The sequence below is a fragment of the Micromonospora sp. CNZ322 genome, from assembly GCF_007827755.1.
On sequence record NZ_VITD01000002.1, the window covers coordinates 59520 to 81868 of the forward strand.

Annotated in this window: 23 protein-coding genes; 16 read left to right on the plus strand and 7 right to left on the minus strand. The window is 72.8% G+C overall.

Annotated elements, in window-relative coordinates; all coding sequences use genetic code 11:
- Positions 1 to 173: 173 nt before the first annotated feature.
- Positions 174 to 1322 (plus strand): SigB/SigF/SigG family RNA polymerase sigma factor, encoded by a 1149-nt coding sequence (locus FB453_RS05240; protein WP_112587482.1) that lies wholly within the window; start codon positions 174 to 176, stop codon positions 1320 to 1322.
- 64 nt (positions 1323 to 1386) lie between these two features.
- Here FB453_RS05240 and ctaD read toward each other — a convergent pair whose 3' ends face one another.
- From ctaD to FB453_RS05265, 5 genes are all read right to left on the minus strand, one after another.
- The gene (gene ctaD, locus FB453_RS05245) at positions 1387 to 3378 is read right to left on the minus strand and encodes an aa3-type cytochrome oxidase subunit I (RefSeq protein WP_112587480.1); all 1992 of its coding nucleotides are present in this window, start codon (positions 3376 to 3378) and stop codon (positions 1387 to 1389) included.
- 124 nt (positions 3379 to 3502) lie between these two features.
- Positions 3503 to 4231 carry an ATP-binding protein gene (locus tag FB453_RS05250; protein WP_145788007.1) on the minus strand — a complete coding sequence of 243 codons (729 nt, stop codon included), beginning with the start codon at positions 4229 to 4231 and terminating at the stop codon, positions 3503 to 3505.
- Positions 4232 to 4359: 128 nt separating this feature from the next.
- Entirely contained in the window at positions 4360 to 4836 is a 477-nt protein-coding gene (locus FB453_RS05255; protein WP_145788009.1) for a DUF4383 domain-containing protein, read from the minus strand.
- Positions 4837 to 4924: 88 nt separating this feature from the next.
- A complete protein-coding gene (locus FB453_RS05260) occupies positions 4925 to 6064 on the minus strand; it encodes a glycosyltransferase (RefSeq protein WP_112587928.1) in 1140 nt (379 codons plus the stop codon).
- A 23-nt stretch (positions 6065 to 6087) separates the two neighbouring features.
- The gene (locus FB453_RS05265; RefSeq protein WP_225855332.1) at positions 6088 to 7071 is read right to left on the minus strand and encodes a glucosyl-3-phosphoglycerate synthase; all 984 of its coding nucleotides are present in this window, start codon (positions 7069 to 7071) and stop codon (positions 6088 to 6090) included.
- Positions 7072 to 7298: 227 nt separating this feature from the next.
- Here FB453_RS05265 and FB453_RS05270 point away from each other — a divergent pair, with 227 nt between their 5' ends.
- The 8 genes from FB453_RS05270 (at position 7299) to FB453_RS05305 (ending at position 16590) form a co-directional block, all read left to right on the plus strand.
- Positions 7299 to 8309 (plus strand): Gfo/Idh/MocA family protein, encoded by a 1011-nt coding sequence (locus tag FB453_RS05270; protein ID WP_145788011.1) that lies wholly within the window; start codon positions 7299 to 7301, stop codon positions 8307 to 8309.
- Positions 8302 to 9390: a zinc-dependent alcohol dehydrogenase gene (locus FB453_RS05275; RefSeq protein ID WP_112698322.1), complete on the plus strand. Its 1089-nt coding sequence runs from the start codon at positions 8302 to 8304 to the stop codon at positions 9388 to 9390. Before FB453_RS05270 ends, FB453_RS05275 begins: the two co-directional genes overlap by 8 nt.
- 41 nt (positions 9391 to 9431) lie before the next feature.
- The gene (locus FB453_RS05280) at positions 9432 to 11240 is read left to right on the plus strand and encodes an ABC transporter ATP-binding protein (RefSeq protein ID WP_486480165.1); all 1809 of its coding nucleotides are present in this window, start codon (positions 9432 to 9434) and stop codon (positions 11238 to 11240) included.
- A gap of 75 nt (positions 11241 to 11315) precedes the next feature.
- Positions 11316 to 13607 carry an accessory Sec system translocase SecA2 gene (gene secA2 / locus FB453_RS05285; protein WP_145788014.1) on the plus strand — a complete coding sequence of 764 codons (2292 nt, stop codon included), beginning with the start codon at positions 11316 to 11318 and terminating at the stop codon, positions 13605 to 13607.
- A gap of 181 nt (positions 13608 to 13788) precedes the next feature.
- A complete protein-coding gene (locus FB453_RS05290) occupies positions 13789 to 14529 on the plus strand; it encodes a GAF and ANTAR domain-containing protein (RefSeq protein ID WP_145788016.1) in 741 nt (246 codons plus the stop codon).
- Positions 14530 to 14886: 357 nt separating this feature from the next.
- Entirely contained in the window at positions 14887 to 15372 is a 486-nt protein-coding gene (locus FB453_RS05295; protein WP_112587466.1) for a DUF2231 domain-containing protein, read from the plus strand.
- A gap of 188 nt (positions 15373 to 15560) precedes the next feature.
- Positions 15561 to 15755 (plus strand): helix-hairpin-helix domain-containing protein, encoded by a 195-nt coding sequence (locus FB453_RS05300; RefSeq protein ID WP_112698320.1) that lies wholly within the window; start codon positions 15561 to 15563, stop codon positions 15753 to 15755.
- A 76-nt stretch (positions 15756 to 15831) separates the two neighbouring features.
- Positions 15832 to 16590, plus strand: coding sequence for a class I SAM-dependent methyltransferase (locus tag FB453_RS05305; RefSeq protein WP_112737706.1), 759 nt, complete (start codon positions 15832 to 15834; stop codon positions 16588 to 16590).
- 107 nt (positions 16591 to 16697) lie between these two features.
- Here the strand turns inward: FB453_RS05305 and FB453_RS05310 are convergent, their stop codons facing one another.
- Positions 16698 to 17648 (minus strand): DUF3500 domain-containing protein, encoded by a 951-nt coding sequence (locus FB453_RS05310; protein WP_181518493.1) that lies wholly within the window; start codon positions 17646 to 17648, stop codon positions 16698 to 16700.
- A 31-nt stretch (positions 17649 to 17679) separates the two neighbouring features.
- Positions 17680 to 18027, minus strand: a complete 348-nt coding sequence (locus FB453_RS05315) for an ankyrin repeat domain-containing protein (RefSeq protein ID WP_486480210.1) — start codon at positions 18025 to 18027, stop codon at positions 17680 to 17682.
- A gap of 109 nt (positions 18028 to 18136) precedes the next feature.
- On the opposite strand from FB453_RS05315, the gene FB453_RS05320 reads away from it, so the two are divergent.
- The 7 genes from FB453_RS05320 to FB453_RS05350 all read left to right on the plus strand — a co-directional run bounded on the left by FB453_RS05320 (position 18137) and on the right by FB453_RS05350 (position 22326).
- Entirely contained in the window at positions 18137 to 18514 is a 378-nt protein-coding gene (locus FB453_RS05320; protein WP_145788020.1) for a signal peptidase I, read from the plus strand.
- Between the two features lie 112 nt (positions 18515 to 18626).
- Positions 18627 to 19082, plus strand: coding sequence for a cysteine dioxygenase (locus FB453_RS05325; protein WP_145788022.1), 456 nt, complete (start codon positions 18627 to 18629; stop codon positions 19080 to 19082).
- Positions 19083 to 19122: 40 nt separating this feature from the next.
- Positions 19123 to 19611: a rhodanese-like domain-containing protein gene (locus FB453_RS05330; protein ID WP_145788024.1), complete on the plus strand. Its 489-nt coding sequence runs from the start codon at positions 19123 to 19125 to the stop codon at positions 19609 to 19611.
- A 50-nt stretch (positions 19612 to 19661) separates the two neighbouring features.
- Positions 19662 to 20207 (plus strand): winged helix-turn-helix domain-containing protein, encoded by a 546-nt coding sequence (locus FB453_RS05335; RefSeq protein WP_145788026.1) that lies wholly within the window; start codon positions 19662 to 19664, stop codon positions 20205 to 20207.
- Positions 20208 to 20454: 247 nt separating this feature from the next.
- On the plus strand, positions 20455 to 21060 hold the full coding sequence (locus tag FB453_RS05340; protein ID WP_145788028.1) for a winged helix-turn-helix domain-containing protein: 606 nt from the start codon (positions 20455 to 20457) through the stop codon (positions 21058 to 21060).
- Between the two features lie 41 nt (positions 21061 to 21101).
- On the plus strand, positions 21102 to 21764 hold the full coding sequence (locus tag FB453_RS05345; protein ID WP_145788031.1) for a nucleoside/nucleotide kinase family protein: 663 nt from the start codon (positions 21102 to 21104) through the stop codon (positions 21762 to 21764).
- A 163-nt stretch (positions 21765 to 21927) separates the two neighbouring features.
- Positions 21928 to 22326, plus strand: coding sequence for a TraR/DksA family transcriptional regulator (locus FB453_RS05350; RefSeq protein ID WP_091408390.1), 399 nt, complete (start codon positions 21928 to 21930; stop codon positions 22324 to 22326).
- The last annotated feature ends 23 nt before the right edge of the window (positions 22327 to 22349 follow it).

Below are 22349 nucleotides of genomic sequence, written 5' to 3' on the forward strand. Positions count from 1 at the left end.
TACCTACGGAGCGGGAACATCGCTGGCTGCGACGGCCTGATTGCGCTGCGTAGAGGCGGTGTCGCCCGCTGGCATCCCAGTCACTGACCCACTTTCCGGCCCGGTGCGTGGCTCGACCACGCGCACGACCGGTTTCCCGATCCGGGCGGGGGACCTTCCTGAGGGAGGCGCGGATGTTCGGACAGACGAGCACGACCACGACCACGACCCCACCACCACCCACCGATCGAGGTCTGGAGGATCTCGACGCGGCGGCGATGGCGTACGCGGCCCGGATCGCCGGGCTGCCGCCGGAGCGGCGGGGGGAGGCCCGGGACGACCTGGTGCGCTTCGCGCTGCCGTTCGCCGGCCGGCTGGCCCGTCGGTACCGGGGGCGGGGGGAGCCGCTGGAGGACCTGGAGCAGGTTGCCCGGCTGGGGCTGGTCAACGCCGTCGACCGCTATGACCCCGAACGAGGCTCGTTCACCGCGTACGCCGCGATCACCATCGTGGGCGAGATCAAACGCCACTTCCGGGACCGTACCTGGGGCGTGCACGTGCCCCGCCGGCTGCGAGACCTGATCCTCGAGGTGGGGCAGGCCACCGCCGCACTCACCAGCGAGCTGTCCCGGGCCCCGTCGGTGGCCGAGCTGTCCGCCCGGCTGGAGACCCCGGAGGAGGAGATCCTCGCCGCCCTGGAGTCAGCGGCCGGCTACAGCCCGGCCTCGCTGAACGCGCCGGTGGGTGGGGAGAGCTCCGCCGAGTTCGGGGACCTGGTCGGCGAGTCGGACAACGCGTTGGAGTCGGTCGACGACCGGGTGACGGTGAGCGGCCTGCTGCACCGACTGCCCTGGCGTGAGCGACGGATCCTCGCGATGCGCTTCTACGGCAACCAGACCCAGGCGGAGATCGCCGCCCGGTTCGGCATCTCGCAGATGCACGTGTCCCGACTGCTGTCGCGGGCGCTCACCTGGCTGCGCCAGGCGATGCTCGCAGACGCGCCGCCGCCGTGGCAGAACGGCGCCGCCGAACCCGACCCGGGCAAGACCCGGATCTCGGTCAAACAGAACGGCGACTCGGTGGTGGTCGAGGTCGGCGGCGAGATCGACCGCGACGGCGCGGACCAGCTGCGCCGGGCCATGCTGGAGGCGGTCACCGGCCAGCCCAGCGAGGTGGTCGTCGACCTGGTCGGCGCGGGTGGCTTCGACGCCGGTGGGATCGCCGCGCTGATGGCCGGCCGGGACGCGGCGGAGCGGACCGGGGTGCCGCTGCGGCTGACCCGGGTCCAGCCCGCGGTACGCCGCTCGCTCACCGCCGCCGGCCTGGCGCCGGCCCGGGACTGACGCACACGGACGAACGAAGGGCCGACACCCCGCTGGGTGTCGGCCCTTCTGCGCGTACCCCTGGTCAGTGCTCTTCGGGGTTGCCGTCGCTGTGCGGGTGGCGCCAGCGCTCGTGCGGCTTCGGCTCGTCCTCGGCGTCCTGCGGCGGGTCGCTCTGCTCGAAACTCGGCCGGCGGACGCCCTCGGGCTCCGGCACGTCCACCGGCCGGGCGCCGGAGCGCGGCGCCGGCTGGTAGTCGACCGCGTCGCGTGCGCCGTGCGCGCCCTCGGCGGACGGCGACTCCGGGGCGTGATGCTCCATCCGGAACTCCTCGGCGAAGTGCTGTGGCGGCTTGGTGGTGCGCTGCGGCAGGTCGCGGCCCAGATCGGCGACGAGCGGGCCGTACTTCAGGTCGAAGGCAGGGCGCTCGGAGCGGATCCGGGGCATCCGGTCGAAGTTGCGCAGCGGCGGCGGGCAACTGGTGGCCCATTCCAGGGAGTTGCCGAAGCCCCACGGGTCGTCCACCGTCACCATCGCCCCGTACCGCCAGGACTTCCAGGCGTTGTAGATGAAGAAGAGGGTGGACAGGCCGAGGATGAACGCGAAGATGCTGGAGACCGTGTTCAGGGTGGTGAAACCGTCGGTGGGCAGGTAGTCGGCGTACCGGCGCGGCATGCCCTCGCTGCCCAGCCAGTGGTGCACCAGGAAGGTGCCGTGGAAGCCGATGAACATGGTCCAGAAGTGCGCCTTGCCGAGCCGTTCGTCGAGCAGTCGTCCGGTCATCTTGGGCCACCAGAAGTAGTAGCCGCCGAAGAGGGCGAAGACCACGGTGCCGAACACCACGTAGTGGAAGTGCGCCACCACGAAGTAGCTGTCATGGGTGTGCCAGTCGACCGGCGGACTGGCCAGCAGGACACCGGTGAGGCCGCCGAGCAGGAAGGTGACCAGGAAGCCGATGGCGAACAGCATCGGCGTCTCGAAGGTGAGCTGGCCCTTCCACATGGTGCCGATCCAGTTGAAGAACTTCACACCGGTGGGCACCGCGATCAGGTAGCTCAGGATGCTGAAGAACGGCAGCAGCACCTGGCCGGTGGCGAACATGTGGTGCGCCCAGACCGTCATCGACAGCACGGTGATGGCGATGGTGGCCAGCACGATCCCCGTGTAGCCGAAGAGCGGCTTGCGGGAGAAGACCGGGATGATCTCGGTGATGATGCCGAAGAACGGCAACGCGATGATGTAGACCTCGGGATGGCCGAAGAACCAGAAGAGATGCTGCCACAGCATCGGGCCGCCGGTGGCCGCGTCGTACACGTGCGCGTTGAGCAACCGGTCGGCCGAGAGCGCCAGCAGCGCGGCGGCCAGCAGCGGGAAGACGAGGATCACCAGCACGCTGGTGAACAGCATGTTCCAGGTGAAGATCGGCATCCGGAACATGGTCATGCCGGGCGCGCGCAGGGTGAGGATCGTGGTGATCAGGTTGACCGCGCCGAGGATGGTGCCGAGCCCGGAGACGACCAGGCCGAGCACCCACATGTTCGCGCCCACGCCGGGGCTGTTCTCGACGCTGCTGAGTGGGACGTACGCGGTCCAGCCGAAGTCCGCCGAGCCGCCCGGGGCGAGGAACCCGCCGACCACCATGAGGCCGCCGAAGAGGTACAGCCAGTAGGCGAGCGCGTTGAGGCGGGGGAACGACACGTCCGGTGCGCCGATCTGGATCGGCACGATGTAGTTGGCGAACCCGAACGCCGCTGGCGTGGCGAACAGCAGCAGCATCACCGCGCCGTGCGAGGTGAAGAGCTGGTTGTACTGCTCGGAGGAGAGGAACTGCATCCCCGGGCGGGCCAGTTCGGCCCGGATCAGCATCGCCTCCAGGCCGGCCAGCAGGAAGAACCCGAAGGAGGTCAGCAGATACAGCAGGCCGATCTGCTTGTGGTCGGTCGTGGCGAGGAACTTGATCAGGGAGTTGCCGGGGACCGGTGTCCGTACCGCTCCCGGGAACCCCCCGAAACGGGCCGGTGCCAGGATCGCCGGGCCCCGATCGCGACCGGGTTCTGTGGTTACCCGCTTGGGCATGGCTGCTCACCCCGTCGTGACGGCAGAAAGGACGGGCGTGCTCTACCCACCCTCACACCATGTAACCAGCCAATGACGGGAATTTCGGTCAGATCGCCAGTACCGGCGCAAGCGCCTCGAACGCTCAGGTTGCCGGAAGCATCGCCCAGACGGCCTTGCCCGGACCGGCCGGCACGCTACCCCACCGCTGGGTCAGCTCCCGGACCAGCATCAACCCTCGCCCACCCTCGGCGTGCAGGTCCGTCCTGCCCGCACGGGCCTGGGCGCTGCTGCCGTCCACCACCGCCAAGTGCAGATACGGCCGGCGCAGGGTCACCGTCACCTGCATCGGCGTGCCGGCGTGGCGCACCACGTTGCCCACCAGCTCACTGAGCACCAACGTGGCCGGGCCGGACGCGTGGGGCAGGTTCCATCGCGCACACGCCTCGGTGACCAACTCCCGGGCCCGCCGGCAGGCCCCGGCCACCGGCTCCAGCCGGGTCCGCATCCGCAGCGTGGACGTCGTGCCGGCCAACCGGGTCGCCTCCGCGCAGTCCGCGGACACCGGGAGCACCCGGCACGTCGTCGACTCGGCCAGCCATCGTGCGGCGACCGGCGACGGGGAGCAGAGCAGCACCGGCACCGCCGGCCACTCCTCGGCCCGGCGAGCGGTCGCGGCGAACACGGACAGCGCCAACCGATCCTCCACGCTCACGCCGGCCATGTCGACCACCAGCGCCTCCGGCTGGTCGACCAGCGCGTCGCTGAGCGCCCGGTGCACGGAGCGCATCGTGCCGAGATGCAGCGGACCGGTGAGCCGGACGACCGCCACCGGTGCGGTGGTGCGCACCTCGCAGGTGATCCCGCTCGACATCGGCGCCTCAATTCGCTGCTGGGTCGGGATCTGCCAACTACCCGAGGCCGTTCCCGGTCAAACCGGACCGACGGCGGGGCGAGGCAGGTCACGTCCCGCAACCTCAGGTCAGGGGCGGGCCCGGCCGGTCAGGCTTGGGCTCGGCGGTCAGCAACGGGGCGGCCGGTCAGGACGCCCAGTGCGATCATGCCGACGCCGAGCCCCAGGTGCAGCCAGTTGTCGGCGTCGTTGACCGGCAGCACGTTCGCCCCGGTGTCGTGGTCCACCGCCAGCCCGTAGAGCCAGAGCACCAGGTAGACCGCGCCGCCGCCGATCAGGAACGCCCGAGCACCGGTGACCGTCCGGGCCAACAGCAGACCCACCACCCCGTACGCCAGGTGCACCAGGTTGTGCAGCACCGACACCTGGAAGACGCCGAACAGGTACGCGCCCGAGTCGTGGCCGGCGAAGCGCAGCGCGTCCATGCCGGTGGTGATCCCCGGCACGAAGCCGAGTACGCCGACCAGCAGGAACAGCACTCCCACGGTCGCCGCCGCGCGACGGACCGGCGGTTTGCCGTCGGCCGGGTTGGGTCGGGCCCGGGAGTGCGCCATCGGTCCGACCATTCCCGGCTCCTCGTCGCGCGGCGGGCATGAGCGCTGCCGGCTACCCGCTAGCGCGACCGGCAAACCCCCGGCCGGGCCCCGCCGTCGGTCAGGCCGGCAGCAACCTCGGCGCGCTCGCCGACTGCCGGACCCGCTCGTACAGCTCGACGTAACGCTGCGCCATCACCGCGGGCGTGAAGCGCTGCGCGGCCACCCGCCGGCACTCGTCGGGGTCGAGCAACTCGGCGGCGAGGACGAGGTCGCCCAACTCCTCCTCGTCGGTGGTGAGCAGCCCGGTACGGCCATGCTCGATCAGCTCCGGCAGGCAGCCCCGGGCGGTGGCCACCACCGGCGTACCCAGGGCGAGCGACTCGACGACCGCCGTGCCGCCCGGCTCCTCCCACCGCAGCGGGAACAGCGACGCGCGGGCGCTGGCGAGCAGGTCGTCGCGCTCCTGGCCGGCCACGGTGCCGACCCAGCGGACCAGGTCACCGTCGACGTGCGGTGCCACCTCGTCGAGGAAGAACCGCACGTCCGGGTTCTGCCGGGCCTCGTCGCCGGCCGCGGCCAGGTCGGCCGGCCGATGGTACGGGCCGACGGGGCCGGCCAGCACCAGCGGAATACCGACCCGGTGCGCGAGCCGGGCACCCACGTCCTGCCCCTTGCCCGGGTTGATCCGGCCCAGGATGAGCAGGTGCTCGCCCTTGTCCGGTCGGGGCCGCCGGTCGGCGTCCACGGCGAGCGGCGTGGACAGGTGCACGTGGCCCACCGAGTGCTCCCGCAGCGCCAGCGGGGCGCGGGCCAACTGCGACGCGGAGACGCCGTTGACCCGGACCCGGTCGCCGCCGTCCAGACTGCCGTAGAGAGCCGGGTGCTTGGCCAGGTCCCAGTGCAGGGTGTGCAGGGTCGGCGGTCCGGCCGGCCCCATCGCGGCGAGGGTGGCCAACCCGACCGCCTCGACGTGATCGTGCACCAGGTCGACGTCGTCGCGGGAGTGCAACTCCCGCACCACCCCGGCCAGGTGCGCCTGGGCGATCCCGCAGACCTGGTTGTACGGCCGCTGCAACGCGGCGAACTGCCCGTCGGCGAAGACCGAGATCTGCTCGTCCACCGGCAGGGTGCTGCTGCCCACCGAGGCGAGCACCACCCGTACGCCGAGTCGCCGCAGCTCCGGCACCAGGGTGGCGATGACGTTCTCGATGCCGCCGTAGCCGGGTGGTGGCACCGACAGCCACGGGCCGGCGTTCATCAGCACGGTGAGGCTCCTCGTGCTCACGCGGCGGCCACCCGGCGGCGGGGCACCCGGTGGCGCAGTTCGGCCAACGGCGGGCGCTCCTCGATGGACACGTCGCTGACCACGATCTCGCGGTCCAGGTTCGGCAAGGTGTCCGAACCGCCGCGACGGAACTGGGTCAGCAACGACTCCGGCGCGAACCCGGGGGTCGCCCAGCCGCGCCGTTGCAGCCGGGACCAGGCGGTCAACATGATCTGCGCGGACATCCGGCCCAGGGCGGCGGTGTCCTGGTGGCGGTGCTTGCGTTCACCGAGGTCGACCTGCGCCAGCGCGTCCAGGCCGACCAGCTCGAGCAGGTCGATCATCATGGCCGTCTCCACCCCGTATCCGGAGACGAACGGCACCTGGGCCAGCACGTCCCGGCGAGCCGCGTACTCGCCGGCGAGCGGCTGCACGAAGCCGGCCAGCTCGGGCCAGAAGAGGTTGAGCAGCGGTCTGGCCATCAACTCGGTCACCCGGCCCCCACCGTCCTGCTCCACGCTGGCGCTGCCCACCAGGGGCCGGTGGTAGAAGCCCTTCACGAAGTCGACCGACGGGTCGGTCAGCAGCGGGCCGAGCAGCCCGCTCACGAAGTGCGGTCGGAACTCCCGCAGGTCGGCGTCGATGAACGCCACCACGTCTCCCTCGGCGGCGGCCAGCCCGGCCCAGAGCGCGTCGCCCTTGCCGGTGAGCCGGGGCAACCCCCGGGTCATCGCGTCCTGACTGACCACCTCCGCGCCGGCGGCACGGGCCACCTGCGCGGTCCGGTCCGTCGAGCGGGAATCCACCACGATCAGCTCGTCGACCAGGGCCACCCGGTCCATCAGGTGCTCCCTGATGGTCGACACGATCGCGCCGACGGTGGCCTCCTCGTTGCGCGCCGGCAGCACCACGCTGACCCGGGTCTCACCCTTGGCACGCAACAGCCGACGGGTCGGCCAGTCCGCCGCCGACGTCGTCCGGTACGTGGCCCACGCCTCCACCACCGGCGACACACTCGATGTCGTATCCCGCACGGGCACCCCTCCGTTCGTGCGTGGAAAAACCAAATTTGGTTGTTCCCATTCCTCATCACGCGCTAACCGCATTCTCGGCAACAGCTTGATCACACTGGTGACGACAATGCGTTCCCGGGTGATGAACGTTTGATTGCGCACAGCTCAGGGGACTGCTCCCATCGCACATGAAATGTCTTCGAAGGGGTGTCGGAATGCCGAACTGCCGGGTGGGTCTGGTCGGAGCCGGCGGCGTGGCACAACGCCACGCGCGGGTACTGGCCGGGTTCGACGACGTCGAGCTTGTCGGCGTCACTGACGTCGCGCCGGAGGCCGCGTCCGCGCTGGCCGCACAGCACGGCGGGCGGGCCTGCGCCGACGTCGCCGAGCTGCTGGCCACCGAGCTGGACGCCGTGTACGTCTGCGTGCCACCGTTCGCGCACGGTCCCGCCGAGGAGGCGGTGATCGAGGCCGGGGTGCCGATGTTCGTGGAGAAGCCCGTCGCCGTCGACCTGAGCACCGCCGAGCGGATCGCCGACCTGGTCGCGCGGCGCGGCCTGCGCACCGCCGTCGGCCACCACTGGCGCTACCTGAGCGTGCTCGACCAGGCCCGCGACCTGCTCGCCGACCGTCCGGTGCGGATGGTCAGCGGCGCCTGGCTGGACAAGGTGCCCCCGGTGGCGTGGTGGTCGCGGCGGGACCGCTCCGGCGGGCCCGTTGTCGAGCAGGCCGCCCACGTGCTCGACCTGATCCGCGTGCTGGCCGGCGAGGTCACCGAGGTCACCGCGTACGGCAACGGCACACCACCGCCGGTCGACGGCGCCGACATCGACTCGGTGACCACCGCCGCGCTGCGCTTCGCCGACGGCGCGGTCGGCACGCTCAGCGCCGCCTGCGTCCTCGGCTGGAAGCACCGCGCCGGCCTGGAGATCCTCGCCGACGGGCTGGCCCTCGTGATCACCGAGGACGGGCTGTCGATCCGCGACGCCGACGGCGAACGACATCTCCCCGCCGACCCGGAAGCCGCCCGGGTGGCGGTGGACCGCGCCTTCGTCGACGCCGTCCGCGGCATCGGCGACGACGTGCGCGTCCCGTACGCCGAGGCCCTCGCGACCCAGCAGCTCGCCCTCGCCGTGGCCGACTCGGCCCGCACCGGCACCACAGTGCGGCTCGCCACCGCCACTGCGCCGGCGGCGCTCACCACCGGGGTGACAGTCGATGCGTGACAAGGTCGTGGTGGTCACCGGTCCCGGCCGGGTCGACCTCGTCGAGCAGGACGCCGCCCCGCTGCGCCCCGGCACGTTCCGGGTCGAGACGCTGTTCAGCGGCGTCTCCGCCGGCACCGAGCTGAGCTACGTCAAGGGCACGAACCCCTACCTGAACGTCACCTGGAACGCCGACCTAGGCCTGTTCCAGCCGGGCGCCGCCAGCACGCCCTACCCGGTGACCCGACTCGGCTACATGCAGGTCGGCCGGGTGGTGGAGAGCGAGACCCCGGCCGTCGCGGTGGGCACTGTCGGCGCGATGACGTACGGGCACCGCACCGGCTGGCTGGCCGACCCGGTCGCCGAACGGTTCGTGGCGCTGCCCGACGACCTGGACCCGCTGCTCGGCGTCTACGTCGCCCACATGGGCCCGATCTGCGCCAACGGTCTGCTGCACGCCGCCGCCGACCTGCACGGCACCGACGTCCGCGCGCTCGGCGACGGGGTACGCGGCCGACGGGTCGCCGTCGTCGGCGCCGGTGTCGTGGCGCTCCTGACGGCGTTGTTCGCCCGGCACAACGGCGCCGCGTCGGTGGTGGTGCTCGACCCCACCCCGCACCGCCGTCAGGTAGCCGAGGCGCTCGGTCTGGAAACCCTCGACCCCGACGCGGACGACCCGGCGGTGGTGCTCAAGACCCGCTGGGCGCACACCGCGGGCGACCGGGGCGCCGACGTGGTGTTCCAGTGCCGGGGGCAGGCGTGGGCGCTGCACCTCGCCCTTCGGCTGCTGCGGCCCCAGGGCACCGTCATCGACCTCGCCTTCTACCAGGGCGGCGCGGACGCGGTCCGCCTCGGTGAGGAGTTCCACCACAACGGGCTGTCGCTGCGCTGCGCCCAGATCGGCCGGGTGCCGCGCGGGCTTGCGCCCACCTGGGACCGCGAACGGCTCTCCGCCGAGACCGTCGACCTGCTCAGGACGTACGGCGACGCGATCCGCAAGCACCTCGTCTCGGCGGTGGTGCCGTTCGACGAGGCGCCCGCCCTCCTCACCGATTTGGCCGACCGTCGCCGCCAGGAGCTTCAGGTGGTGCTCGCGACCTGACCCGCCTTCGCCGCGTGCCAGGGGCGGCTACCGTTCGCGACATGAGCACCGTGCAGGACCGGCCTGTTTCCGGCGACACCTCGACCGACCGGCCGGACGGCGGCAGCCCCGGGAGCCGGTCGGTCGGCCTCGCCGCGTTGCTGCCGTACCTGCGGGAACACCGCGGCACCCTCGTCGTGGTCGGCGCGCTGTCGCTGGTCGGCTCGGCGGCGTCGCTGGCGCAACCGCTGCTCACCCGGTCGGTGCTGGAGCGGATCGGTGCCGAGCAGGCCGTCTCCCGGCTGGTGGCGGTGCTGGTGGCCCTCGTGGTGCTCGGCGCGGCGATCGGCGGGCTGCGTGACTACCTGCTGCAACGCACCGCCGAAGGAGTGGTGCTGGGCACCCGGCGCCGGCTCGCCGGCCACCTGCTGCGGCTGCCCATCGCCGAGTACGACCGCCGACGCACCGGCGACCTGCTCTCCCGGGTCGGCTCGGACACCACGCTGCTGCGCGCGGTCGTCACCTCCGGGCTGTTCGAGACGGTCACCGGGGCGGTGACGGTGGTCGGCGCCGGCACGGCCATGGTGCTGCTCGACCCGCTGCTGTTCGGCGTCACCCTGCTCGGGGTGGCGCTGGGGCTGGTCTTCGCCGCCACCTTCGCCCGCCGGGTCCGGGCGCTGGCCCGAGTCGCCCAGGAGCGGATCGGCGAGATGACCTCGGCGGTGGAGCGGGCCATCTCGGCGGCCCGGACCATCCGGGCCAGCCGCGCCGAGACCCGGGAGACGGAGACCGTCACCGGTAGCGCCCGGGAGGCGTACGCGGCGGGGCTGCGGGTGGCCCGGGTGCAGGCGTTGGTCGGCCCGATCGGCTCAGTCACCGTGCAGGGCGCGTTCCTGCTGGTGCTCGGCATCGGTGGGGCACGGGTCGCCGCCGGGGCGATCTCCGTCGGCGACCTGGTCGCGTTCGTCATGTACCTGTTCCTGCTGGCGCTGCCGTTGGGTCAGGTGCTGCGGGCGTACACCCAGTTGCAGTCCGGCCTGGGCGCCCTCCAGCGGATCGAGGAGATTCTGGCCGTGCCCGCGGAGGGCGCGGACGACAGTCCGGCGCGCGCCGCCGCGACGGCGACTCCGCGCCGCCCGACCCCGATGATCGAGTTCGACCGGGTCGGCTTCGGCTACCCGGGCGGCGAGCCGGTGCTGCACGAGGTCAGCTTCGCGGTCCCCGCCGGCACCCGGACCGCACTGGTCGGCCCCTCCGGCGCCGGCAAGTCCACGGTGCTGGCCCTGGTCGAGCGCTTCTACGAGGTGCGCGGCGGCGCGGTCCGACTCGACGGCACCGACGTACGGGACCTGCCCCGAGACGCACTGCGGGCCCGGCTCGGCTACGTCGAGCAGGAGGCTCCCGTGCTGGCCGGCACGCTGCGGGAGAACCTGCTGATCACCACCCCGGACGCCACCGACGACCGGTTGCGCGACGTCCTCGACGAGGTCAACCTGGGCCACCTGGCGCAGCGCACCCCGCTGGGCCTCGACGTGCAGGTGGGCGAGGGTGGCGTGTTGCTCTCCGGAGGTGAGCGGCAGCGGCTGGCCATCGCCCGCGCGCTGCTCGCCGGCCCGCCGGTGCTGCTGCTCGACGAGCCGACCAGCAACCTCGACTCCCGCAACGAGGTCGCGCTGCGCCGCGCCATCGACGCCGTGGCCGTCCGCCGGACCCTGTTGATCGTGGCGCACCGGCTGGCCACCGTGGTCGATGCCGACCAGATCGTCGTCCTCGACGGCGGCCGGGTGGTGGCCGCGGGCACCCACGCCGAACTGACCGCCACCGACCCGCTGTACCGGGAACTCGCCAGCCACCAGCTGCTGGTCGGCTGACCGCGCCGCAGGAAGGCCAACTTGCCGGGCGGCCGGGCCGCGCGCGCCGCCCGGAATCGCGTACCGTTGCCGCTCATGGGTGTGTCGCAACGGTTCAAGAGCAAGTTCCGGCGGTTCCTCCAGCGCCCCGGCTCGACCGTGGATCTTGCTCCGCTGGAGAAACTGCTCCCGGCGATCGAGGCGCGCGAGGCTGAGCTCACCGCGCTCGACGAGGCCGAGCTGACCGCGGCCGCGGGTGCCGCCGCCGGTTACGAGGAGATCTGCGCCGTCGGCCGTGAGGCCGCCCGCCGTGGCCTCGACCAGCGGCCGTACGACGTGCAGCTGCTCGGCGCGATGTCGCTGCTTTCCGGCAAGGTCGCCGAAATGGCCACCGGTGAGGGCAAGACACTGACCGCCACGATCGCCGCGTACGGGCATGTCCGACTCGGCAACGGCCCGGTGCACGTGCTCACCATCAACGACTACCTGGCCCGCCGCGACGCCCAGTGGATGGAGCCGGTCTACACCCTGCTCGGCCTCACCGTCGGCTGGGTCAACGAGGCCTCCACCCCGCAGGAGCGGCGCGACGCGTACGCCTGCGACGTCACCTACGTCTCGGTGAGCGAGGCGGGCTTCGACTACCTGCGCGACCAACTGGTCACCGACGTGGAAGACCGGGTGCAGCCCGCGCTGACCACCGCCATCGTCGACGAGGCCGACTCGATCATGATCGACGAGGCCCGGGTGCCGATGGTCCTGGCCGGCGCGGTGCCGGGCGAGCAGGACCCGGTGCACGCCGCCGCCGCGCTCGTTCGTGGCCTGCGCAAGGGCAAGCACTACACGGTCGCCGAGGACGGGCGCAGCGTGGCGTTCACCTCCGCCGGCCTGGCCGCCATGGAGGCCAAGCTCGGCATCGACCTGTACGACGAAGAGCACGTCGCGCAGCTCTCCGCTGTCAACGTGGCGCTGCACGCGCACGCCCTGCTGCACCGTGACGTGGATTACATCGTCCGGGACGGCTCCGTCGAGCTGGTCGACGAGATGCGCGGCCGGGTGGCCCAGCGCCGCCGCTGGCCGGACGGTCTCCAGGCCGCGGTCGAGGCCAAGGAGGGGCTGGACGCCACCGCCGAGGGTGAGGTGCTCGGCACCATCGCCATGCAGGCGTACATCGCCCTCTATCCGAAGGTCTGCGGGATGACCGCCACCGCTGTGCTGGTCGGCGACCAGTTGCGGGAGTTCTTCGACCTCGAGGTCGCGGTGATCCCGCCGAACACCCCGTGCATCCGCGAGGACGAGCCGGACCGCATCTACGCCACCCGGGCGGAGAAGGACGAGGCGCTGATCGACGAGATCCAGCGCTGGCACGCCAAGGGGCGGCCGGTGCTGGTCGGCACGCTGGACGTCAAGGAGTCCGAGGGGTTGGCCGCCGGGCTGAACGCCGCCGGGGTGCCCTGCGTCGTACTGAACGCCAAGAACGACGACGAAGAGGCCGCGATCATCGCCGAGGCCGGCGCGTACGGCGCCGTGACCGTCTCCACCCAGATGGCCGGCCGTGGCGTCGACATCCGCCTCGGCGGCAGCGACCAGACCGACCAGGAGCGGGTCGCCGAGCTGGGCGGGCTCTACGTGATCGGCAGCGGCCGGCACGACAGCCGCCGGGTGGACGACCAGCTGCGCGGTCGGGCCGGCCGGCAGGGCGACCCGGGCGGCTCGGTCTTCTTCGTCAGCCTGGAGGACGACCTCGTCGTCCGGCACGCCGCCGACTCGGTGCCGGCCTCGCCGCGGATGAACGCCGACGGTCTGGTGACCGACGAGCAGGTCGACTACGCGGTGGAGCACGCCCAGCGGGTCGCCGAGGGCGTCAACCACGAGATCCACCGCAACACCTGGCGCTACAGCGTGGTGATCGAGCAGCAGCGCAAGGCCCTCGCCGCCCGCCGGGAGCGGCTGCTCACCAGCGACGTGGCCGCGGTGATGCTGTTGGAGAAGGAGCCCGAGAAGGCCGGCGAGATGGACGAGGACCTGCTCGCCCGTGCCGCCCGGTCGATCGCGCTCTACCACCTGGACCGGCTCTGGGCCGAGCACCTGGCCGAGCTGTCGGAGGTCCGCGAGGGCGTGCACCTGCGCGCGCTGGGCCGGCTCGACCCGCTGGACGAGTTCCACCGGGCCGCGGTTCCGGCGTTCAACGACCTGATCCCGGAGATCGAGGCCCGCACCATCGCCACGTTCACCGAGACCGAATTCGATGAGGACTGGCAGCCGGACGACGGGACCCTGGTCCGGCCCACCGCCACCTGGACGTACCTCGTGCACGACAACCCGTTCGGGTCCGAGCTGGACCGTCTGATCGCGTCGATCGGGCGGCGGCTCAGCGGCGCCTCGCGCTGACGTACCGACCGTCGGGGCCCCGATTGCGCCTCCGCGCGTGACCGGGGCCCCGATTTACGCCGTTTCGACCCAGGTTTCCCAGGGTAGTAGGGCTGGTCGGTCGAGTCGGGAGAGAGCAGACGATGACACAGGTGACGATGCTTGCCGGGCAGGCGCGAGACGGCACGGAGGCTGCGAACCGGTGAACCTCGACACGCGGGAACCAGTGATGCACACCCTCGGCGTCCTGGAAGCAGCCGCACTGTTACGGGAGCTGACCGCCGGGCTGATCGCCCTGACCGACTTTGATGAGGCGCTGCTGGCCCTGGTCCGGGTCACCCGGGACGCCGTTGCCGGGGTGCGCTGGTGCGGGTTCACCGCCCTGCGGGCTGGCGAGCCGGCCGGGGTGGCCGCCTCCGACGAGGGGCTGGCCGGGCTGGACGACCTGCGACACGGGCCGGACACGCCGGCGATGAGCGCGATCCACCGCCGCGAGATGATCCTCGCCGCCGACCTGACCGGTGAGCTCCGCTGGCCGGCCTGGACGGCGCACGCCCGCGACCTCGGCGTACGCGGGGTGATCTCCGCACCGGTCGACATTGACGACCAGGTCATCGGGGCGATCAACCTGTACGCCGCCGCGCCGGACCTGTTGACCCCGCAACACCAGTTGACCGCCATGCTGCTCGCCGAACACGCCGGCCTGCTGCTCGCCGCCGTCCGCGACCGCAACCGACAGCTCACCCTCGCCGGTGAGCGGGACGCCTCACTCCTGCACGACGGCGTGGTGGGTCAGGCCGTCGGCGTGATCATGACGCAGCGCGGGTGCCCGCCGGCCGAGGCCCTCGACGTGCTGCGGACCGCCGCCTCGTCGCTGGACATCCCGCTGCGCGAGGTGGCCGAGCGCCTGGTCCGAACGGTCTCCCGCCAACGCGACAACTGACCCCGGCCGCTGAGGCCGCGTGGGTCGCGTCGGCCGCTGGGGTCGGGTTGGCCGCTGGGTGCCGTCGGCCGCGTGGGCTGCCCGGGTTGCGTCCGCCGCGTGGGCTGCGTGGGCGGCTCGGGCCGCGTCTGCGGTGTGATCAACTCGGGTTCTTGGAAATCGGGGTGTCACGGGCCGGCGGACGCCCCGACTTCCTGAAGCCCGAGTCGATCACCCGACGGTCTGGCCGTCGGCCGACGGCTGCGGCCACGGTGCCCGTTCTCCCTGCCGGCGGCGAGTCGGGCGGCATCGTTTCGCCTCGACCGGCCCCGGGTAGCACTCTGGTCAGGTGAGCTGCGCCGACCTGGGGGAGGACCGATGCAGAGCCGGCTGCGGGTGCAGGGGCACCCGATCCAACCGATGCTGGTGACGTTTCCGCTCGGGCTCTTCGTCAGCGCCACCGTCTTCGACCTCACCGACGTGATCGGCGGGCCCGCGTTCCTCGGCGAGGTCGGCTACTGGACCGGCGTCGCCGCCCTCGTCGCCGCCGCGCTGACCGCCGTGGCCGGCATGGTCGACCTGTGGGACGTGCCGGGCGACCGTACCCGCCGTACCGCTGTCGCCTTCAACCTCGTGAACGCGGTGATGGCCGCCATGTTCCTGCTCACCTGCCTGGTCCGGTCACACTCCCCGCAGCGCGGCGCGTCGGTCGCGATCCTGGTCACCGAACTGGTCGCGCTGGCCGTCGGCGGGGTCGGCGTGCACCTGGGCGCCCGGCTGATGCGTCAGTTCGACAGCGGCCGCGCCGAGTCCGGCGGCCTGGATGCGCTGGCCGGCTCCACCGGCGAGATCGCCCGCCCCTGACCCGACCTGCCGGCGGTCTCGTCTCTGGCCCCACCGGCCGAGCGGGCCCGCTGATCGGACCCGCTGGACTCGCCCCTGACCCCACCCGGCCAGACGGGGCCGACCTGGCCCGACCCGCCGTCCGGCCGGCAAGTGGGCCTGGTGCGCGGGGCAGGCATCCGTGCGACTGGTCGGTCTACCATCCCGGGATGACCTCCTCTCTGGACACGCTCCCGAAGATCGGCGCGCCCGCCACCAGGGCCCTGCAGGGCGCCGGCTACACCGCGCTGCGTCAGCTCGCGGGCGTTCCCGAGGCGGACCTCGCCAAGCTGCACGGCATGGGCCCGAAGGCGCTCGGGATCCTCCAGGCCGCCCTCGAAGAGCACGGGCTGAGCTTCGGCTGACATCCACCGCGGACACCCCGACCGGGCGGCGGCAAATGGGTTGCCGGCCGGGTGACCGGCCGCGAAGCTGACCGCCATGACCGCTGAGCGTGACGCCGAGGACTTGATCGCGGAGGCCGCCGCCGCGCCCGTCGATGGTTGGGGCTTCGACTGGCTGGCCGGCCGGGCCACCGAGGAGCGTCCACCCTGGGGGTACGCCCGGCTGGTCGCCGACCGGATGGCGCGGGCCGACGCGGCGCTGGACGTGGACACCGGCGGCGGGGAGGTGCTCGCCGAAGTGCCGCGTCCACCGAAGCTGCTGACGGCGACCGAGGCGTGGCCGCCGAACGTGGAGGTGGCCCGCCGGACCCTGCGTCGGGTCGGCGCGTCGGTGGTCGCGGTCGCACCGGACGGGCCGCTGCCGTTTCGCGACGCATCGTTCGACCTGGTGGTCAGTCGGCATCCGGTGCGTACCGACTGGGTGCAGACGGCACGGGTGCTGCGGCCGGGCGGGACGTTCCTGTCGCAGCAGATCGGGGCCGGCACCATGCGGGAGCTCAGTGAGGCGATCCTCGGGCCGTTGCCGCCGCCGACCCAGCGGCACCCCGAGCACGCGGTCGCCGCGGCCGAAGCGGCTGGCCTGCGGGTGGTCGACCTGCGTCGGGCCACGCTGCGGGCGACCTTCGCCGACATCGGCGCGGTGGTCTGGTTCCTGCGCAAGGTGATCTGGACGGTGCCCGGGTTCACTGTCGACCGCTACCGCGCACCACTGCGCGACCTCCACCACCGCATCGCCAACGAGGGCCCCTTCGTCGCGCACGCCCAACGCTTCCTCATCGAGGCCACCCGCCCCTGACGGCCACCCCCACCCGTCGATCTTGCACTTTCGGCACCTGCAAAAGCCGCCTATCACGGCACCTCGACCGCCGAAACTCCAAGATCGGCGAGGGCGTGGGCGCGGGGTTAGTGGGGGTGTGCCTGGTGGTGGGTTGCCAGGACGTCGGCGCCGAAGTCGCTGGCGGGGCGGCGCAGCACGGTGTGCGCGTGGTTGCCGTCCGCTGTGGTGTTGTCGTACTCGATCAGCAGGTCGTCGCCCTGCACCCGGTAGTAGTGCCGCCGCCCGGGTTGGGTCGGACCGGCCCAGGCGAAGTGCAGTGGGCCGGCGTCCAGTCGGGTCGCCTCCCGGATGGCCAGCTCTGGCGGCAGCCGGTCGAGGTAGAGGGCGACCACCTGGTCGAGCAGCGCGCGGCCGGTCGGCCCCAGCCGCTCCGCCGGTACGCCGAGGGGCTCCAGCGGCGCGTCGACCCGCCCGCGGGTGGCGCTGATGATGTCCGCGGGCGCCTCGTCGGCGATGATCGCGGCGGCCCGCTCGGCCGGGCCCAGCGCGTCGAGCAGGGCGCGGGCCAGGTCCTCCTCCACACCGAGTGGACGGGAGACCGGCCGGCCGGCGTAGCGGACCGCGGCCGGGTTGGCACCGAAGAAGATCGGCGCGGGGGAGACCTGACCGTCCACCACTGTCATGTTCACCGACAGGTGGTGCCCTTCGAGTCGCCACGCCCAACGGTCGTCGCGCGCCGGGTCGCCGAACACGGCCACCCAGTAGTCGGCGCTGTGCCGCCCGCGCTGCCAGCCCTCGGCCCGGTCCAGCACCTCCTCCAGCGAGATGATCGCCATCGCCTGTGCGTACGCCGAGGGGCTGAGCGCGGTGGCCAGCAACCGGTGAGCGGCCTTGCGGGCGGTGACGTCGAGCTCGGCGAGGCAGACGCCCGGTCGGGGTCGGGGCCGGTACTCCAGCCAGCGTCGGGCCGCCTCGTCGTCGAACGAGTGCACGGCGCTCTCGCGGGTGGCGGGGTCGAGCGCGGTCAGCAGCGCGGTGCCGGCGGCCCGCATCTGCTCCGGCAGAGGATCTTCCACCGACTCTGTATACCGGCCGGCCGTGCCGGTGTCAGCCGACGCGCAGCAGCTCCGTCATCTCCGGCAGGTCGAAGAAGCGCGCGGTCTCGATGGCCGACGGGTTGCCGTGTGCCGGATCCGCGCCAGCGGCGAGGAGCGCGCGGAGCGCCTCGGTGCTGCTGCGAAAGACCGCCGCTGCCAACGCGGTCTGACCTCGGTCGTTGGCCCGGGTGTGGTCGGCGCCGTGGCTGAGCAGGGCGGCCACCGTGTCCGGGTGGGCGTGGTACGCGGCCAGGATGAGCAGCGTGTCGCCCTTGTCGTTGGTGAGGTTGACCGGCAGGCCGGCGTCGATCTGCGCCGCCAACTCGTCGGTGGCGCCGGCTCGGGCCAGGTCGAACATGCGGTGCGCGAACGCAAGCGTCTCGGCGTCGAGGTTCTCGGTCACCGGTCCAGGTTAGCCACACCGGTCCTGATAGGTTGCTCGGCCGGTGCGCTGGGGGAGGGGTCCGATGGGTGAGACGGTGTACGTGGGCAACGCGGGCGTCGACGGCGCCGCCAACGCCGGTTGGCTGCTCGGGCACTTCGCGCCGGCGGGGGAGATCCGGCACAGCACCGACGTCGAGGTGAAGTGGGGCGTGCATCCGCCCGGGCAGGCCCGGTCGCGGTGGGCGACCGGTGAGGTGCGCACCACCCTGCTCGTACTCGTCGAGGGGTGTTTCCGGGTGGAGTTGCCGGACCGGACGGTACGGCTGGCCGCGCCGGGCGACTACGTGGTGTGGGCGCGTGGGGTCGACCATTCCTGGTTCGCCGAGCGCGCGTCGGTGGTGTTGACAGTGCGCTGGCCCTCGTTGCCGGGCTACCGCGCGGACCCGCCGGTGCTGCGCTGATTCACCCGGGCGGCTGACCTGCGTCCCACCAGACGGAATTACCTACTAAACCTATAGGCTTTGCCGTTTAGAGTACGAGGGCACCCCGCCGAACGACCCGCGAGGAACCGCCATGACGCACCACCGTCCGGAGCCCGACCTGCTCACCGTTGCCGCCGGATGGGCCGACCCGGCCGGCTGGCCGGTCGCGCTGCGTTTCGACCCCGCCGAGCGCTGGTACGCCCGCCTCGCCGTCAGCGACGAGCACGAGGTGTGGGCGTTGAGCTGGCTGCCCGGGCAGGGCACCGACCTGCACGACCACGGCGGCTCCTCCGGAGCGTTCCGGGTGGTCGGCGGCGTACTCACCGAGGAGACGGTCAGCGCCGGTCGACTACGCCCCCGACTGCTGCCGGCCGGCGCGGGCCGCCGCTTCGGCCCCCGGCACGTGCACCAGGTGACCAACCGGGGCTCGGCGCCGGCGGTCAGCGTGCACGTCTACCGGCCGGCGCTGCTGCGGATGACCCGCTATCACCTCCTGGACGGGCGGCTGCGGGTCGCCGAGGTCGCCGAGGCCGGCCGGTCCTGGTAGCCGCGCCCACCGAGAACCCTGTCACCGGAAGGAACCGAGAATGCAGACAACCGCCGAGCACTGTCCCGCCCCCGTGCCGCCCCCGGGCTCCCGGGGCATCGACGAGATCCTGGCCGCCGCGCGGGCCCGGCTGCGCCGGCTGGACCCGGAGCCGGCGCACCTGGCGTACCGGGCCGGAGCGCTGCTGGTCGACATCCGCCCGGCCGCCCAGCGGGCCGCGCACGGCGTGGTGCCGGGCTCGCTCATCGTCGAACGCAACGTGCTGGAGTGGCGCTTCGACCCACGCTGCGCGGCCCGGCTGCCGCAGGCCGTCGACTACGACGTGCCGGTAGTGATCCTCTGTCAGGAGGGCTACACCTCGTCGCTGGCCGCCGCCGCGTTGCAGGACGTCGGCCTGCACCGGGCCACCGACGTGGTCGGTGGGTTCGCGGCCTGGCGGATCGCCGGCCTGCCGGCCCTCGGCCCGACCCCACTGCACCACCCATCTCCCCTCGCGTCCCCGGTCAACGCCGGCTGGGCGCGCCGCTGACCGTCACGCCACACCCGGCGTGGCGCGCGTACCGCCACTCAGGAGGCACCATGTCCGTCGTCGCCATCCCCACGCGCCGCCACCCCGGCGTGCGCCCGCCGGCCCGTCCGCGCACCAGCCCGACCCTGACCATCACCCTCGATCTCGTCCCCGGGCCGCTGAGCCCCCGGCTGGCCCGGCTTGTGCAGCTGCTCGGCGAGTTGGCCGAGTCGGGGGAGGGTCAACTTCGTGCCGTGGAGGAGCCCGCGTCGGGGCCGCGACAGGCCCCGCGCCCCGCCGCGCCGCCCGCCGCACCGGACCACGTCCGCATCCTGGCCGGCTCGCGGATGGTCCGCCAGGGCGACCGGGTCATCGCGCTGACCCGCATCGAGTACGAGCTGCTGCTGTTCCTGGCCGAGCGGCCCCGCCGGGTCTTCACCCGCCTGCAACTGCTCTCCAGCGTCTGGGGCTACGAGCACGCGGTGGCCCGGACGGTGGACGTGCACGTCCGCCGTCTGCGCGCCAAGCTGGCCGGCTCGGAGGTGGTCACCACCGTCTACGGCGTCGGCTACCGGCTGGCCGACGAGGCCCCGATCAGCGTGGATCACAGCAGCTGAGCCCTGGTCCGGCGGCGATGTGACCGCCTGGTGAACCGGTCGGGGACCCCCGTAACGGGGCATCTCGACGACTCTGCTGTAATCATCAGGCCTCGTACGCAGAGCGAGCATCTGGCTCCGATGTGTTCGTCAATTGTCACATTCATGCAACGCAGCCGCCTCTTGACCCTCGCCCAGGCGCCGGGAAGCATCGATGAAGCGGCGTCCCGGGCCGTGGGGAGATACCCGGACCAGCCCAAGGAGGACCATGTCGGTCAGCCCCGCCTCGTCGCGCGCCGGATGGCATACGTCCCAACCCGCGGTGCCCGGTCGACCTCCCGGCGGCCAGCGTCGCCCGGCGAACACCGCCGCGCCCGTGCTCACCGTGACGCTGTCCATCCCGCTGGCCTGTGAGGAGTCGCTGACCCCGGCGGCGCGCCGGCTGTTGGAGGCCGCTCGCGAGATGCTGGAGCGGGGCGAAGGCGTGATCATCGGCTCGGTACCGGCCGAACGCCGCCCCGACCAGGCGCCCGCCAACCGGTCGCCGGGCCGCCCGATCAGCCCGACCATTCCCGCCCTGCACATCCTCGCCTCGTCGCGCTCGGTGCTGCGCGACGAGGAACCGCTGCCGCTGACCCGGCTGGAGTTCGATCTGCTGCTGCACCTGGTCGCCCACCCGCGCCGGGTGTTCACCCGGCTGCAACTGCTCAACGCCGTCTGGGGCTACGAGCACGCCGGCGTGCGCACCGTCGACGTGCACGTGCGTCGGCTGCGCGGCAAGGTCGGCGTGGACGTGCCGCTGGTGACCACCGTCTACGGCGTCGGCTACCGGCTGGCCGACGACGCCCGGGTCACCATCGACCGCAGCGGCTGACCGGCGGCACCGACGTACCCGGCGCGGGGCAGGATGGTCCGGTGCGCATCCGCCCCATCTCGCCCGACCTGCTCGTCACCGAGCTGACCGGCCGGCTGGCCGACACGGCGACCCGCGCCGCGACCGCCGCCGCCGGGCCCGCGCGGCTGCGGGTGGCCGTGGACGGCGCCCCCGCCGCCGGCGTCGACGAACTGGCCGCGGCGCTGGTCGACCCGCTGCGCGCCCAGGGCCACCCGGTGCTGCACGTCCGCGCCACCGACTTCCTCCGCCCCGCGTCGCTGCGCTTCGAGTTGGGGCGCACCAACCCGGACTCCTTCTACGAGGCCTGGGTCGACGAGGCCGGGCTGCGCCGGGAGGTGCTCGACCCGGCCGCTCCCGGCGGCAGCGGCCGGCTGCTTCCGTCGCTCTGGGACGCCGACGCCGACCGGGCCAGCCGCGCCCGCTACGTCGACCTGGCACCCGGCGGCGTCGTCCTGGTCAGCGGCTCGCTGCTGCTCGGCGGCGGCCTGCCCTTCGACGTGACCGTCCACCTGGAGTTGTCCCCGGCGGCGCTGCGCCGGCGCACCGACCCGGCCCAGCAGTGGGCGCTGCCGGCCTTCGACCGGTACGCCGAGGAAGTCGTCCCGGCGAGCTTCGCCGACGTCGTGGTACGCGCCGACGACCCCCGCCGCCCGGCGCTCGTGGAGCCCGGCGGCAACGACTGACAACAACCGAGAATTCGTCGGTTTGCGCGCCTGATCGGGCGGGTACTCGCCCGGCTCACAGAGCGCTGGTGATCGCCCGCGCACCGAACGCGACCGTGACCGGGGCCCCACGCCGCCGGCACCCGGTTCACTTGAGCCACAGGCCCAGGAAAGGCAGGCAGCGATGCTCGTCCACGACACGGTCGGTACGACCCGGTCCCAGACGGAGATCGACCAGATCCGACAGTCGCTCCAGGCGCGCTACGACGAGCTGACCGCGGAGTACGACCAGGCGGTGCTCCAGAGCCAGGTGCTGCGGCTGGTGGAGGTCGGCGACACCGCCGGCGACGACCAGGCCGACAGCGGCACCAAGACCGCCGAGCGGGACACCGCCCAGTCCCTGTTGCGCACCATCCTCGACCGCCGCGCCCAGTACGAGCACGCCCTCGGCCGGCTCGAGGAGGGCACCTACGGCTGGTGCGAGGGCTGCTCGGCGGCGATCCCGGTGGAGCGGCTGGAGATCTTCCCGTCCGCCACGACCTGTGTGACGTGCAAGCAGACTCGCGAGCGGCGGGCGGCCTGAGCCACCCCAGCGGTTGCCGGTCG

Excerpts from the sequence above, each read along its gene's own strand:
- FB453_RS05240 (WP_112587482.1), top strand. The coding sequence starts at position 174 with ATGTTCGGACAGACGAGCACGACCACGACCACGACCCCACCACCACCC.
- ctaD (WP_112587480.1), bottom strand. The coding sequence starts at position 3,378 with ATGCCCAAGCGGGTAACCACAGAACCCGGTCGCGATCGGGGCCCGGCG.
- FB453_RS05250 (WP_145788007.1), bottom strand. The coding sequence starts at position 4,231 with ATGTCGAGCGGGATCACCTGCGAGGTGCGCACCACCGCACCGGTGGCG.
- FB453_RS05255 (WP_145788009.1), bottom strand. The coding sequence starts at position 4,836 with ATGGTCGGACCGATGGCGCACTCCCGGGCCCGACCCAACCCGGCCGAC.
- FB453_RS05260 (WP_112587928.1), bottom strand. The coding sequence starts at position 6,064 with ATGAACGCCGGCCCGTGGCTGTCGGTGCCACCACCCGGCTACGGCGGC.
- FB453_RS05270 (WP_145788011.1), top strand. The coding sequence starts at position 7,299 with ATGCCGAACTGCCGGGTGGGTCTGGTCGGAGCCGGCGGCGTGGCACAA.
- FB453_RS05275 (WP_112698322.1), top strand. The coding sequence starts at position 8,302 with ATGCGTGACAAGGTCGTGGTGGTCACCGGTCCCGGCCGGGTCGACCTC.
- FB453_RS05280 (WP_486480165.1), top strand. The coding sequence starts at position 9,432 with ATGAGCACCGTGCAGGACCGGCCTGTTTCCGGCGACACCTCGACCGAC.
- secA2 (WP_145788014.1), top strand. The coding sequence starts at position 11,316 with ATGGGTGTGTCGCAACGGTTCAAGAGCAAGTTCCGGCGGTTCCTCCAG.
- FB453_RS05295 (WP_112587466.1), top strand. The coding sequence starts at position 14,887 with ATGCAGAGCCGGCTGCGGGTGCAGGGGCACCCGATCCAACCGATGCTG.
- FB453_RS05300 (WP_112698320.1), top strand. The coding sequence starts at position 15,561 with ATGACCTCCTCTCTGGACACGCTCCCGAAGATCGGCGCGCCCGCCACC.
- FB453_RS05305 (WP_112737706.1), top strand. The coding sequence starts at position 15,832 with ATGACCGCTGAGCGTGACGCCGAGGACTTGATCGCGGAGGCCGCCGCC.
- FB453_RS05315 (WP_486480210.1), bottom strand. The coding sequence starts at position 18,027 with ATGTTCGACCTGGCCCGAGCCGGCGCCACCGACGAGTTGGCGGCGCAG.
- FB453_RS05320 (WP_145788020.1), top strand. The coding sequence starts at position 18,137 with ATGGGTGAGACGGTGTACGTGGGCAACGCGGGCGTCGACGGCGCCGCC.
- FB453_RS05325 (WP_145788022.1), top strand. The coding sequence starts at position 18,627 with ATGACGCACCACCGTCCGGAGCCCGACCTGCTCACCGTTGCCGCCGGA.
- FB453_RS05330 (WP_145788024.1), top strand. The coding sequence starts at position 19,123 with ATGCAGACAACCGCCGAGCACTGTCCCGCCCCCGTGCCGCCCCCGGGC.
- FB453_RS05335 (WP_145788026.1), top strand. The coding sequence starts at position 19,662 with ATGTCCGTCGTCGCCATCCCCACGCGCCGCCACCCCGGCGTGCGCCCG.
- FB453_RS05340 (WP_145788028.1), top strand. The coding sequence starts at position 20,455 with ATGTCGGTCAGCCCCGCCTCGTCGCGCGCCGGATGGCATACGTCCCAA.
- FB453_RS05350 (WP_091408390.1), top strand. The coding sequence starts at position 21,928 with ATGCTCGTCCACGACACGGTCGGTACGACCCGGTCCCAGACGGAGATC.